This window comes from Pseudomonas imrae (assembly GCF_046352735.2).
Classification (GTDB): domain Bacteria; phylum Pseudomonadota; class Gammaproteobacteria; order Pseudomonadales; family Pseudomonadaceae; genus Aquipseudomonas; species Aquipseudomonas imrae.
Genome location: NZ_CP110853.2, coordinates 1847100 through 1862333, shown reverse-complemented (window position 1 = coordinate 1862333; position 15234 = coordinate 1847100). Strand labels below are relative to the sequence as shown.

Sequence of the window (15234 nt, the reverse complement as noted above, 5' to 3'; positions counted from 1 at the left end):
ACGGCGCGATAACATCGACACTGCGGCGCTGATATTTCCCCATCGCCATCGCGGCATTGGCTGACCCCGGCCCTGGCAACTTGCGTGATAGCGTCTTTCGTCGCCCATCGGATGTACCTGTGGGCTCTCTGGAAGGTCGTTAATATGGATATTTTAAGCAGTCCCTTACTACTCAATCTGATAGCGAACCCCGTCACGCCAGGCCGTGGAAAAGTTGACTTCAAGACTGCTCTGGTTAAGTTGGGTATCACCTCGATATTCGACATTGTCGAGATGCCCAGAGCCGACTTCGCTCAGAGGCTGAATGAACTCAACGATGACAACAGCGCCCAGGCCTACGACAACGCCTTGGTCTATGCCACCCAACTGCAGTGGTTGTACGAACATCAATCGCTGTCATCCACCCAAGCCCCGCCGCCGCGCAGTAAACGCGATCTGGAATCGACCTACGCCACCACGTTTGAGGAGAACTGGGGGAGCATCTGCGCGCCCGACGCCATCGCGGCTATCGACTCTCCCGCGGCCTATCTTCGAGCGCTGGTTCTTTTTGCCCGGCAAGTGGAGGCAAATGGCAAGGGATCGCTGGCAAAAGTCACGCTGAAGGAACGCCGCCCGGATTTGGACGAACTGCAGATCGATCAGGAAAGCACCTTCAGCCAGCGCCCGCTGTTGTCGATCATCGACACTATTCTGCGTCAGCACATCGCCACAGCACGCCCAAATCAACATATCAATACACTGCTCAGTACACACTACTACCCCTACGTGCTGCCGTACAACGTCCACCACCATCAGTGTTGCCTGGGGTTGCCAGGGACCCTGCACAGCCTGGGGGAGTTGAACTATCGAATCAGTAAAAGATTACCGTTCGACGCAACCGCCTGTGCAAAATATGGCACGGTAAAAGCATTCAACTTTGATGTGCAGTGCTTGTTAAGCGGGTTAAGTCCGGAACAGCAACAAGTCTTGAAAAGCCCAGCGCTAAACGGGGAATCACTGTTTCGAATACACTACAACTGGCCCCAGCCTCCTGACACCCAGGCAAAAAAAGGCTCCCCCAAAAAGGTTGCCGACTTCCTGCAATGCACGGGTTTGAACAGCACACAGCTTCAGGCACTTTTGGCAGAAGGCAGCTTCGCCCCCCACGCCTCGCCTTCGACAGCAGGGCAAACATTGCGAGCGTATGGGGCACGCTACGTCAACGGCGATACCAGCGCGGCCAGCAGCGGTACCGGCATTGCCATGACATTGGATTACCCCGCTGGCAAAGCCCCGAACCTGAAAGACACCACCGAAGAGCGATTCGACCGAATGCAACGGATGATCCGTCTGCAACAGTGGGCCGATATACCTTTCGCCGAATTGGATACCCTGATCGTCAGCGCAATGGCGCATGAGAGCCAGCCCAACACCACGCCTCCGATCAGTCACAACACGTTGCGTACACTGGGCATCTATCGTTACCTCAGTCAGCGTTACGCGTTAACACCGCTCGAATTTTGCGCGCTATTGCATCGCATGCCGGTGCAAGCCAGCGTCAAAGAGCAGCCGTTGTTCGATCAAGTGTTCAATCGCACACTGTTTTCCAAGCAGCCGCTGCCCCTGGACAACAAGCCCTTCGATGCGCAAACCCGTCAGCAGCTCTGCGCAGCACTTGAACTGAGTGATACGCCGCACTCGTTGCAACTGTTGATCGAGGCGACGCCTCGACCTGTTCACAGAGATCTCACGACCTTCTCGTCTATCTACCGGCAGGCGCGCATCGCCCGATTATTCGGTATGACTGTGCTGCATTGCACGCAGTTGGCCGAGATAGTCGGAGCATCCCTGGTTACGCCCACATTGCGTTCAGAGGCGGACACGGTGGACTTTCTCGATATTCTGATGCAACTGGACTGGGTGATCACCTGGCTGAAAGACAGTAACAGCAGCGTAGCGCAATTGCGCAGGCAACTGCTGCTGGAGCCTGTTCACGAGAGTCCAGCGCTCAAGCGATGGGGCGACCTGCTGCTTGAGCAACCAGACTCCACACTGACAAAGCAGGATCTCACCTCGTTTATTGCGCAGCTTCTGGACGGTAGAACGTCGACCGCCCACACCACCGAACTCCGCAGGCACTACACAACAGCCCACGAGAACGCTTTCCAAACCACAGGGAAGTGGCCCGCGTCCAAGCACTTGATCCTGCTCGCCCCGGACATTGCAACGCTCTTGTCGTTACCCATCGACACTACGTCACTGGATCAATTGTTACTCAACCCGCATTGGCTGGACAGCGCCCAGCCACCTACGGCGCGGGTTGAACTGAGCCTGGGCACGCTTTACCTGCTGCAGAGCTTGCGGTCCTGCTGCGACACGTACGGCCTGGCGGAGGACAGCCTCTTGGAATACTTCCAGCACGCCAACGCCCCTCTAAAAGAGCCGCCTGAAACCCTCAATACTCAGTTATCCCAATGGCTGGGCTGGAGCGAAAAAGAACTTAAGGTATGGGCCGACACGTTGCCATCCAGGACGGTCACCGCCATGGACCAACTGGACTGGATCATTCGATGCCGACAAGCCTGCACCGTGACCGGGCTTTCCAGCCAAACCCTGCTCGACGCCAGCGAACTGAATACCAGCAGCACCTTCGACGCCTGGAAGTCTCTGGGCGAAGCCGTCATCGCCAAACACCACTAATTTTATTTCAACGACCGGACTCAAGGAATGACTATGTCTGAGACCATCGATCGACACCTCAATGAAGCCCTGCGTGACGCCATGCTCGGCTACTACATGGCCCACGGCATCAGCGAAACCCTCAAAAAAACGATTCGCACGCCCAATGACCTGTACAACCATTGGTTACTCGACGTACAAGTCAGCCAAATGGTGCCCAGCAGCCCCGTGGCCAGCGCAATCACCAGTGTGCAGCACTACATCAACCGAATTGAATCAGGGCTCGAACCGGGTTATGAAACCCAAGGTATGTCAGCCGACGAGTCCCTGGCCTGGCGCGAGTTCCTGCAGACCTATCCACTGTGGAGTGCCAGCCAGCAACTGCGCTATCACCCCGCTGACTACCTGGACCCCACCCTACGCCAGGACAAAAGCGAGAGCTTCCTGCAGTTGGAGAACGACCTTAGCCAGTACCGGATTCAACCCGACACCGTATTGAACGCCGTGCAAAGTTATCTGTCTCGGTTCGAAGAAATCGCCAACATCCAAACCCTCAATGGCTACATTGACGGGGATGCAGGGCAGTTGACTGACAGCACGTATTACTTCGTCGGTAAATCCAGTACCGACGACACTTACTACTGGCGCTCACTGGATCTATCGAAACGCTCCACCCTGAAGCCCGACACGCCTGCGGCGGTGGCTTGGACTGACTGGAAAAAAATCAACCTGACCTTTTCCGCCGACACAGCAGCCCACAGCATTCGCCCGGTCTTTTTCAACAATCGGCTATTCATCGTTTGGGCCGAGACCATACAACCTTTACCTTCCAGCCTATTTACATCACATACAAACGACGCTGCCCAAAACCCAAGTGAAAACGAAAAAAAACGTCAGGCAGAATGGCGGATCAGTCGGTATGTAAAATTTCGCCTGTGCTTTGCATACAGAAAAGTGGATGGCTCCTGGAGCCTGCCACGCACCGCCCTTGAGGAACTCTGCGTCTTCCGTAGTTTGAATGCACTCACACCCGAGCAACTCAAAAACGTCACGCAGACCGTAGCCGTAGTGGATACCCGATCGCCCCCTACGCTGTTCATGGGCATGATGGCCACCCAGTTGGACTCCGACAGCAACCAACAGGCCAGGTTTTTTCAAGCCGTCAGTGTCGATCAATCGCTGGACATCAAAATAGTCGCTGCAGCCGGCAGCCCCGGCAGGTATACCGTCCCGCCAAACGTAGATCTCGCGCGGCTATACGCAGTACTTACGACCCTGTTCGCCCCCAAATCCATCCAAGCGGGTCTTCAAGCCCCCTTAGGGGGAGGGCCCGACAGATACAATTATTTTTCCGAACCCTTACTACCCCAATTTGCCCATCAATACTTCACGCTATTTCTCGACTACAACAAAGACAACTTACAGTTCAAGACCAGAACACAGAACGGGAAATCGATAACTCTGACTGATGAAACCCCCTCACACGCCGATGAAAAAAAGTGGAACTTCGAATCAAAAAGTGCGGCTATAGAGAATGCAAAAACCATCACCTCCACCTATGATCCGGCCACTAAAGAGATTATTTTCACCTCAAAGATAACGTCCGACTTCCTACCGTCCTATAGCATCAAACTTTCAAGCAAAACACCTTATATCCCACCTGAACTCGAAGGCAGCTTGCAGGCTGAGTATAGCAATTCGCTGCTCTCCATTATCCTGACCAGTGCACCTGAGCTGAGTGATTCTAACACCTCCGAGATTAAACTTGGCGAGCGCTCAATGATCAGAATACACCAACTAGTGCAGCCCTCCGGAAACTTCTCACATCACACGTTATTCTTCAAAAACCTCCTGAGTGGCGACGCTTTCCCCAATGCTATTCATGACGAAAACTCTATTCTTTTGACACTCGAGTCGAGAAAACCTGATGGATATATCGAGTTCTCCCTGGAAGGAAAATTCATCAACAAACATGCGTTCACTCACCTGATCACTCACGCGGACAGAATGAAGCTCGTCATCGACCGCTACAGCGGCTATAGCCTTCCCGGCGACCTGTCTTCAAGCAAAAAATTGCACTTCGAAAACGCCATGACTGGCGAAAACATGGAAGTTTCCACACCCAGTATCCGCTTCTACAAACACGTCATCATGCAGTCCAAATTGCCGGACGTCGCAACCCCGCAAGCCATCAACAACAGCACTGCCCGTATCCTCAACTTTACCGACACAGAACACGAAAGCCTGGCGGGGGCGCTTCTCGAGCTGAAGACTGGCAACGTCGCGACTGCACGGATCAAAATTCCCGAAACATCATCACTGCAGTCCATCACTGTTATCCATGGGGTCATTGCCCTAGAAAGCCACGAGGAAACCGGCGTTAAAAACCTCGGTCACGCACTCAAGGCCGTCACCTGTGCGATCGAGGAGCAAAGCAGTGACGCGCCGACTTACGCCCCTTGCATCAAGCAAGAGCCTCGAGAGTCCGGTGGTACAACCCAATTCATTGATTTTTCCGCCAGTTCCACCCCAAAGCTTCCGGCGATTCACCTGAATACCGACTTAGCCGGAGAACTGGTGAAGATCACCGACGCCAGCCTCGAACCACTGTTTTCATACGCGGCTCAGAACGGGACAGAACCGGCAAAAGCTGGAAATTCGCCGCCTGGATTTCCCGACTTCCAGAGTGCACAAGGCAAATATTTGCGCGAACTGTATCTCTACCTGCCCTGGACAATCGCCCATCGCTTGAACCAGGAGCAACAGTACGCCCATGCCGAGACTTGGTTGCATTATCTGTTCGACCCTCGCCACGAGCAAACCTGGAAGCTCAGCCTACTTGACCCAAAAAACCGAGAACTCAGCTACGCCTGCCACAGCCCTGTAGAACCGCATTACCTGGCCCTCAGTTTCCCGACCTACCTTCGCAAAGCCCTGTATCACCTTTATGTAGATATCCTGATCAATCGGGGGGATGCGGCCTATCGACTGTCTACCCCCGACAGCCTGGCCGAAGCCAAACTTTGGTACATCCGGGCGCAAAGCTTGCTGGGCACCCGCCCGTCAACCACCCGCGCCGACGTCTGGGTTCCACTGTCGCTGGAGTCGCTGCTCAAGCCCTCCTCCGAGGCGATACGCCAGTTAGAGCACACGCAGGCCAGCCAACTTTCCCAACACTGTAAAAACGCTAAACAACAACCTTGGTTCAGTAACAATCCCTACTTCCACCGCCCGTTGAATACGCACCTGGTCGCTCGTTGGGACATGCTGGAGAGTCGACTACACGGGCTGCGCCATCATCTTGATATTACCGGCAAGCCGATGCGCCGCTCCCTCTTCGCTGCCCCTTTGCCACCGTCTGCACTATTGACGCGGCGTGCGCAGGGCACCTCTGCTCTGGCGACACTTTCCCTTTCGCCACTAACTGAAGTGGGGCACTATCGTTTCCAGGTCATATTCGGGCATGCCCTGGGTGCCGTGGAGAGCCTGCTACAGTTCGGCACTACATTGCTTTCGCTCATCGAACGCAAAGAACAGGCGCAACACCTTGAGCTGCAACAGCAACATGCCTGGGAGTTGGCGGAGTTGGTAGTCACCCAACAGACCCAGGCTTTGATCATTGATGAAAAGAATAAAGAAGCACTCCACCGAAGCCGTGCAATCATCCAAGGTCGACTGGACTTCCTGGCGCAACAACTCAAAGAAGGGATCAGCGCCAATGAAAGATTGGCCGGTCAACACTATGTAGAAAGCGCCGATTACGAACTCGCGGCGGCCATCGCGGGGGCGGGTGCCGGGCTCGCCATGCTGGCACCGAACATTTTTGGCACCTCCGTCGGAGGGGTGCGCCTGGAGGGCCCGTTTTATACAATACAAGCCATTGCCCAAGGTCAGGCCAACACCGCGCGCGCCAACGGTAACGACCTTGACCGGACCGAGCTGTTCAAGCGGCGGGCCCAGGAGTGGACACACGCCCATCAACAGGCGCACCTGGAACTGGGGCAGATCGATACGCTGCTGCTGGTACACACCGAGCAGGAAAAAGCGACTCACCTGCAACTGCGCAACGCCCGCACCGCATTGGCCCAAACCAAAGCCTCCTATCAATTGCTCGGCAGGCGCTTTACCACTGCACAGCTTTATCAATGGCTCAATGCGAAGCTGAGCACGTTTTATTACGCGCTGTATGACAACGCCCAATCCCTATGCCTCGCCGCCGAAGCCTGTTGGCAATATGAAACCGCCATTGACCGGGAGTTTTTTCAAAGCGATGCCTGGCATAACGCCTCCCGGGGGCTGCTGAGCGCTGAAACGCTGAAGCTGAACCTGACAAAAATGAACACGGCGTACCTGCAACACACCCCCCGCGAGTTGGAAATAACAAAAACCGTGTCTTTGCGCCATCGCTTGGTGGAGTGCTCCGTCGCGACCTCAATCATGGGCGCGGCCGCTACTGCCACCAAGACATGGGAAGAGCATAAGGCAGACCTGGTAAAAACCGGCACCGTGGATTTTGCCCTGAGCAAAGCCTTGCTGGATGAGGACTATCCCGGTCACACGCTGCGCCGGATCAAATACATCAGCGTCTCGCTGCCCGCAACATTGGGGCCATATGAAGACATCAGGGCGACATTGATCCAAACCCGCAGTGAAATAGAAAGGCCTGACGCTTCACCCAAGGTAGACCTACGGGTACACCAGCAAATCGCACTCTCGAGTGGCCTTGATGACAGCGGCCTTTTTACGCTCAGGTTCGACAGCAACGACCGCTACTTGCCCTTTGAGTACACGGGTGCCATTTCCAAATGGACCCTGGCGTTTCCCAACCCAGCCAAGCAAAAAGCAGTGCTCGAATCGATCAACGACATCGTCATCCATTTGCGCTACACCGCCAGGGCGACGCCTCAAACAGGGGGCAGAACATGAGTAGCGACACTCCCGACTTGCAGATCAACCCTCCGTCCCTGCCCAAAGGCGGCGGTGCCATTCAGGGAACTGGCAAGGGCTGGGGCAATGTCGGCGCAAGCGGCACGGCAACCTTTGAAATCCCCTTGCCGATTTCTCCCGCAAGAGGCTATGCGCCGGCCATGGCGCTGACTTACCACAGCACGGCGGGGAACGGCCCGTTCGGACTCGGCTGGACGGTCCCCCTGAGCGCCATCAGCCGGCGCACGTCCAAAGGCGTGCCCACCTATACGGCACAAGACGAGTTCATCGGGCCTGACACGCAAATCTGGTTGCCCGAGCGCAACGCAAGGGGTGCATCTGTCAGTCGCTCATCCACCGTATCGGATACGGTCTATAGCGTGACTCGTTACTTCCCGAGGATCGAAAGCAGCTTCGACGTCATCGAACACTGGCTATCACCAATCGATACGGCGGGCTTCTGGCTGATACAAGGTGCAGATGGTAACCAGCATTTCTATGGAAAAACCCCATTGGCCCGCATCGCCGATCCGGATCGTCCCCACGCCGTAGCGCAATGGTTACTACAGGAAAGCCTGAGTGCTCACGGCGAGCACATCTACTACCACTACAAAAAAGAAACCGACACCGCACGCTACCCACGCGATTGCCGTGCCCAGCATTATCTGGAACGGGTCTGCTACGGCAACTTTTCAGCGCGCAAGAAAGAGCAGTTGTATCTCTGGAAGACCGATGACAAGCCGGACATGGGCTGGCACTTTCAGTTGCTGTTCGATTATGGCGGGCCTGCCCTGGAGTTGGATAAACAGCCCGATTATGCGCAGCCTCGACCCTGGAGTTTACGACGTGACCCCTGCTCGGATTTTTCCTTCGGCTTTGAGCTACGCACCCTGCGTCTGTGCACGCAGGTTTTAATGTATCACCACTTTCCCGATGTCCCGCAAATGGGCGCCGATCCCATTCTGGTCAAGCGTTTGCTGCTGGAGTACAACCGAAGTAGCAGTATCAACCTGCTGAGTGCGGTTCATGAACAGGGCTTCGACAGCTCGGGCAAGAGCCAAGGCCGTCCGCCCCTGGAGTGCCTCTATCAATCAAGCCGGCTCAAGTCGGACCCTGGCCGCTATCAGGCACTCGGATCATTGCCGGGACTCAATGACGGCTATCGTTATCAACTGGTGGATCTGTATGGCGAAGGGATCCCTGGGATCCTGTATCGCAGTGACAAAAGCTGGTATTACCGGGAGCCACTCAGGGACGAGTCAGCCTTGAACAGCGACAACGTGATCTACGGTGCGGCGCGAGAGTTGTCGCGGGTGCCCGTCGCCGACAGTACCCGCCCTATCCACCAGGCATTGACTGACCTGGAAGGCGATGGACGGTTGGATTGGCTGGTCGCCCACCCTGGCATGAACGGCTTTTTCAGCCTGGACGAACAACACGATTGGTCGGCCTTCACCCCCTTCGATGCGTTTCCGACAGAGTTTTTCCATGCCCAGGGTGTGCTAGCCGACTTGATGGGGGCCGGGCGTCATGACTTCGCCATGATCGGCCCGCGCAGCGTACGCCTATACGCCAATCGCCAGAAGTCCGGTTTCGCACCCGCGATCGAGGTCCCCCATCCGATAGGCGATACGTTGCCGACCATCTCTTCCTCGCCTGACGAACTGGTAGCCTTCAGCGACGTGCTCGCCACTGGGCAACAGCATCTGGTCCGCATCCGCCACAACGAAGTGAAATGCTGGCCAAACCTGGGCCAGGGACGTTTCGCCAAGGGCTTTGTCATGGCCACATTGCCGTTCTCACATCACACATTCAAGGCGCAAAATGTATTGCTCGCCGACCTGGCAGGCACCGGTGCCAACGACTTGCTGTACCTGACTGCCGAGCACGTGTGGATTTTCCTCAATAAAGCTGGCAATGGCTTCGAGACCGCCCCTATCAAGCTGCCGTGGCCGACAGGCATCGTGCATGACGACCACTGCCAGGTCAGCCTTGTCGACGTACAGGGCCTGGGCTGCCCCAGCCTGATCCTGAGCGCGGCGCACCAGTCTTCCATTCACTGGCGCTATGACTTTTTCAACAGCAAGCCCGGGATGTTGATACGCACCCATAACAACATGGGAGCCCAGACATCAATCCAGTATCGCAGCAGCGCGCAAGAGTGGCTGGATGAAAAGCGCCAGCTCAATGCCGACGGCCAGTCGGCCATCAGTCACTTGCCTTTCGCAATCCATCTGGTGAGCCAACAAACACAACAGGACGAGATTACCGGCAACCGACTCACGCACCACGTACGTTATCGTCATGGCTATTACGATCGGGTAGACCGGGAGTTCCGTGGCTTCGGGCTGCTGCTGCAAACCGACACCGAAAACAGCAATGGCGAACAACGCGATAACGGTTTCAGCGCCCCGGTCCTGAACAAGACCTGGTTTCATACTGGGCAATTTGTCAACACGCCGACCCCAGGCGCCAGTACACACGATGCGCATGCCAAGACGCTGGGCAGCACGCTTGTAAGCAAGCACAGGGTTGTCGCGCCGGCCAATCCCCTCGACCATCACGACGACTTGATTGGCGAACCTACCCCTGCCCTCATGCGCCAGGTCGCACGGGCACTGAGCGGGGCGGTGCTGCGAGTGGAGGTCATGGCCGCCGATCCGCATTCAGGCACTGTTCCCTATTCAGTACAGGTGCATCGCTATAGGGTCCGTGAGTTGGCACCGATAAGTGCCCATACAGCCGATGCCAGGCTTCTGCCATTGCCGCTGGAGTCCATCAGCTATCGATATGAAAGCGTGGCAGACGATCCCGTCTGCCAGCATCAGATCAATCTACGCTGGGATGCCTATGGGTGTCTGGTACATGGCCTCACCATTCATTATGCCCGTCGTACTACCCCGGATGACGCACCGCCCGCCGTTTTGGCAGGTGACCATGAGCAGCGATGGTGGCGCGACACCCATGACAGCGCACAGCAGTCGTATTACCTGAGCGAAACGTTGACGCAGTACATTCACCTGGAGGAGTCAACGCGCTGGCGCCTGGCCCTGCCGTATCGCCAACGAAGCAATGCGCTGGTGCTGGGCAAGTCACCTGCTGCTGGCGGGTTGAGCCTTGCACAAATCACCTATGAGACGTTCATCGATCTCCAAAATGGCCCTTTGGCGCCAGGTGCTACCCGTGAACTCATCGGTTTGTCGGTCCAGCACTACCGTGAACCCGGTGGCCATGGCCTAACCCTGGCACCAGGCGCCGCGACCCTCGAGGCCTTGACCGATTACCTGGAAACCGCAGAACTGGACGAACAGGCCCTGGCTGTCTACAAGGACATACCGGTAATGCCCAACCAACCCGCGGTTGACTTGGTACAAAAGCTCAAGGACAGCGGCTATCACACCTTGAACCGGTTTTTCCTGTTTGCGGGTGAGACGGCGACCAAGGAAAACAGCCTGTGGTCCATCCGACGTTACTTTCCCCAATATGGAAATGCCACACAGTTCTATCGGCTAAAGACACTGCGGGCGACCCAGGCGCACGGTAAAATAACGATTACCTATGACCCCTACTGGCTACAAATCATCAGTGTAAAACTGCCCGACGGGTGTCTGACCAAAGCCGAATATGACTATCGATTACTGCTGCCCAGGAATGTTGTCGGCCCCAATGGCAATGTTCAAGAAGCGCTTTATGACGGATTTGGACAGTTGCTCGCCAGCACCTTCTACGGCCATGAACAGGACGTAAAAGTGGGCTTCGCCGCCCTGGCTGACTACAACCTGCCGGAGGCTGTAACCCCTGCCGCAGCCATTAAGGACGCCAAAAGCCTTCTGCAGAAGATGGCCAGTGCCCACTGCTACGACGCCTTCAGTTGGATGGGTGCCATCGATAAAGCCCAGGTGAAACCAGAGTGGATTACCAAAGGCTATCTTCTTCCCGGCGGATATATCCGGATGACCACTCGGTTGCGCCTGAACAATAGCTCCCAATCACTCAACAATAACGAAAAAGCACTCAAGGCCTTGATCGACAAGGCCAGCCGAGTGCCGGTGCATGGCCTCATGATGCAAGCCGACCGATACCCGGACGACACCGAACAACAGATCCGTCTGACACTGACCTGTTGGGACGGCTTTGGCCGTACTTTGCAGAGCAAACAGAAAACCGAGCCGGGCCCTGCCAATGCGGTGGACGAACAGGGCAACCTGCTGGTCGAGGATAAACCTGACTCCGCTGCCCAAGCCCAGAAAAAACAACTGCGCCAGGTAGAGGCCGATCCCCGCTGGCGAGTCAGCGAGCGTGTCGAATACAACAACAAGGGCTTGATCATTCGTGTGTACCGCCCCTACTTTGCCGACAGACACGGCTACGTCAACGACCAGTCCCTGCGCGAGCTGGGTTACAGCGACCGGCAGTTCTACGACCCTCTCGGACGCCCTACCCGCACTCTTACTGCCGCCGGCTTCATGAGGCGTAATACCTATTGGGCCTGGTATACAGTTAATGAGGATGAAAACGATACCTACGAAGACGTAAATCTTTTACAAGAGTCGCCGCCCCACTGACCCTTATTGAAAAGGCCGTCACCGAGTACCCGTGACGGCCTGGGGTTTTGCAGCAACAAAGGGTGCTTTACGCGGTGTTGCAGATCGACATTAGAGCCGTGTAACCCGGGGTCGCGACCAGCTCGACACCAGGTTCGAATACCCCTCCCTCGCCCCCTGTACGAGGAACCCGCGAAATTCAGTGAGCGCCGAAGTAACGCCACGTGCAACCATCACAAAGGTACGCGTCAACGCACGTTGCCCTGCCATGGGCAAGCCGGTTATGTGGACGACCAATGCCTCAATGGCCGTCGAGGCCCAGTACCCCCAAACCTGACTGAGCATCCTGCTCAGGCCGCCATGCATCATCGCTTCTGGGTCAGGAAACTGCAGGGTTTCACCATGAGCATCGGCGACGGCTGTTGCATGACCGCTACGAATCAGCGTACCCGCCGCCGCGTCGTAGGCCTCTACAAAGGGTGTGACATTCGGCACCAGAGGCAAAGGCACGTCCTCTCCGAATAACGTGTTGCCAATAGTCGCGACCGCATAGGCCGCCGTCGCCCCGGAGGTTCTTGCAACTCTGCCCCGCAGGGGCGTCGTCCCCCAGGAGTAACCACTGCCATGCCCGCGAATAACCTGCTGGATCAGTTCTCTGGAGAATGATCGCACGTGCCCAGCCAACCGCAGCCGCGCAACAGGGTCCCAGCCTTCCTCGGTTTGCGGATGCAGGGACTGTGCATGCCCGGCATAACCCGCTCCCGCCACCCCCCCCGCTATCAGCCCGATCAGTGGCGCATAGCGCGTCCAACGACCGGCGATCCCCGTACTCATATGGATGACAGCCAGTGCATCCAGCGCCGCGACGCTATAGCGCAAGGCCTGGTTGCCGGCCGCTGTCGGTGCGATGTTGCCAAAAATCGCCACGTCGATGACCGCCGCGATGGCGTTGGCCAAATATGTCGACAAACCATCGCGAATCGCTGCCGAACCGGCCGCTTGTATCCGACTAGCGATACGGGAAGGAATTGTGCGCAGTCGCCTGAACAGGGAAACGTGCGTGGGCGTTGAAGTTGCCAACCCCTGGTCATCAGTCTGGGTGACTGGGTTACCGCCGACCATTGCATACAGGTTCAACCCGTCAATGTCGCTAGCCGGGTCAGGACTGATCCAGCGGCATAACCAGGGCGCATAGTACCTAAAGCCATAGTAATAAAGCCCACTGGTATCGCGTTCCTTCCCCGAATAACGAATGAATTTGTAATCCGCCTCGCTGGCATTTTTGGCCGCCCACCACGCGGTGCCGCCATAGGGGTAGTAACTCTCATGGCTGATGCGTTGCGCCTGCTCGTCCAATTCCAGAGTATTGCTACCCAACTGGTCCGTCAGCCCAAAACGAATCTGCGCTGGCTGAACAACCCCAGAAGGATGACGATCCCATTGCAGCACCCGCACGGTGGTAGTGCCGACAGCCAGGTTGAGTACGTTCAGTTGTTCGCCAGTGGCGCTGTCATGGCGGATTTCCAGCCCCGGCAGGTACCGCACCTCGGCCGTATGGATGCGCCCACTGGCCTTGAACAACCGACGTTTGCGTATTCGCTGCCCTGCGGCGTCGTACTCGTAGCGCTCCTCATCATCGCCCTCACCCTGGCGCGCTATCTGGATCAGGTGCGTCAATTGATTGCGCACACCCCACTCCATCCGGCTGACACCCTCCAGGACCTGAAGATTGCCGCAGCGATCATAACCCTCCCCCAATCCCGGCGCAGCCGCACCATCAACCTCAGGCAAAAAATGATTGCTGTGCGCACCCACGGTCATTGTGCGGGTGTAACCGACCCCACTACTCGGCACATGACGCAGTTGAAGCAGATTTCCGGCCTGATCATAGCGAAAGTGCTGGGTGTAACGACGCCAGACACTGTCGTCAGTCGAACCGAACGTCACCAAACCCGGTAACGCAGGACGGCCGCTGTTGCCGGCAGTTTCCCGTCCGCTGGCCTTGATCAGTCGAGACAACGTGTCGTACTCATAAGTACTGGCGGCACCCACCCGGGTGTTGCGCGACCATTGCGTCACCTGCTCCCGATCTTCGATCCGCACGATATTGCCGACGCGGTCATAGTCGTATTCGAGGTCTTGCAACTGCCCCCCATCCCCTGGAAGCTGAGCTGTCAACTTTCGCAGACGGCCATCCAATGGGTGATAGTGCAAAGTACACACGACGCCATTTGCAGCGCGTTCGCGCAGCAAATGCCCCGCCGCGTTGTACCGGTGCTGATCCACCAGGCACTTGCGCACGCCGCCTTTGGGTAACAGGAAAACACTCGCCGATTGGCCGTCGACTCCATAGTCGTACTCAACGCGATTGCCCTTGGCATCGGTGTGATGCAAGCACTCACCGAGCGCGTTAAACCCGGCGGTCGTGGCAAAACCTTCAGGTTCCAGGCGCGCGTCTCGTTGCTCCTCTGGCTGTGGCCAATCCAACACTGGCGCCACCTGTCGAAAACGCCGGGTCTGCAGCGCGACTTCTCCATGAATCCCATAGCGTTCATGGAACACACTGCCGCCGCCATCATCATGTCGGATGACCCGACCACAGCGATTGAGTGCCGCCTCTGCAACCGAATAAACGCCGTACCCAAGACGCTCGACACATTGGGGTTGCGCGTCACCGGCTGCCTGTTCGAACACAGCCACCACTCGCAGATACTGGTCATAACGATGAGCCTGGTGGGAGCCGCGTCCATCCCAGACGTCCAGCACCTGCCCAGCCCCCCCGGGCAGCATTAACTGCCAGCCCGCATCCACGCTGTCCGTGCGCAAGGCTTGACCGCCAAGGCTGTAGACCGTGCGTTGATTGGGGAGCGTCGCAGGCTGCGAACGCTGCAATTGGAACAAACGTGGGTCCCACTGCTCGATCATCAAGCCGGTACTGCCATACACCTGCCGGCGAATGTGCGGCTGGGGAGGGTCCGATACTGTAGAGCGGTGATAGTCGACATTACGCACAATCAACCCGCGAGGATCGTGCGCCACCAGCGAAGGGGTGAATTTATGGAAGGAACTGGACATGGTTTCGTGATCATCATTTATGAAATGGTCA

Annotated in this window: 4 protein-coding genes; 3 read left to right on the top strand and 1 reads right to left on the bottom strand. The window is 56.7% G+C overall.

The features are described 5' to 3' along the window. The first annotated feature begins 144 nt into the window (after positions 1-144). The 3 genes from OQ460_RS08520 to OQ460_RS08510 are packed head-to-tail and all read left to right on the top strand — an operon-like array spanning position 145 to position 12149. Entirely contained in the window at positions 145-2679 is a 2535-nt protein-coding gene (locus OQ460_RS08520) for a Tc toxin subunit A (RefSeq protein WP_410040598.1), read from the top strand. Positions 2680-2712: 33 nt separating this feature from the next. After that, positions 2713-7584: a neuraminidase-like domain-containing protein gene (locus OQ460_RS08515; protein WP_410021381.1), complete on the top strand. Its 4872-nt coding sequence runs from the start codon at positions 2713-2715 to the stop codon at positions 7582-7584. Continuing rightward, a complete protein-coding gene (locus tag OQ460_RS08510) occupies positions 7581-12149 on the top strand; it encodes a SpvB/TcaC N-terminal domain-containing protein (protein WP_410021380.1) in 4569 nt (1522 codons plus the stop codon). The genes OQ460_RS08515 and OQ460_RS08510 overlap by 4 nt, the downstream gene beginning before the upstream one ends. A gap of 90 nt (positions 12150-12239) precedes the next feature. Here the strand turns inward: OQ460_RS08510 and OQ460_RS08505 are convergent, their stop codons facing one another. Further along, positions 12240-15203 carry an RHS repeat-associated core domain-containing protein gene (locus OQ460_RS08505; protein ID WP_410021379.1) on the bottom strand — a complete coding sequence of 988 codons (2964 nt, stop codon included), beginning with the start codon at positions 15201-15203 and terminating at the stop codon, positions 12240-12242. Positions 15204-15234 lie beyond the last annotated feature (31 nt).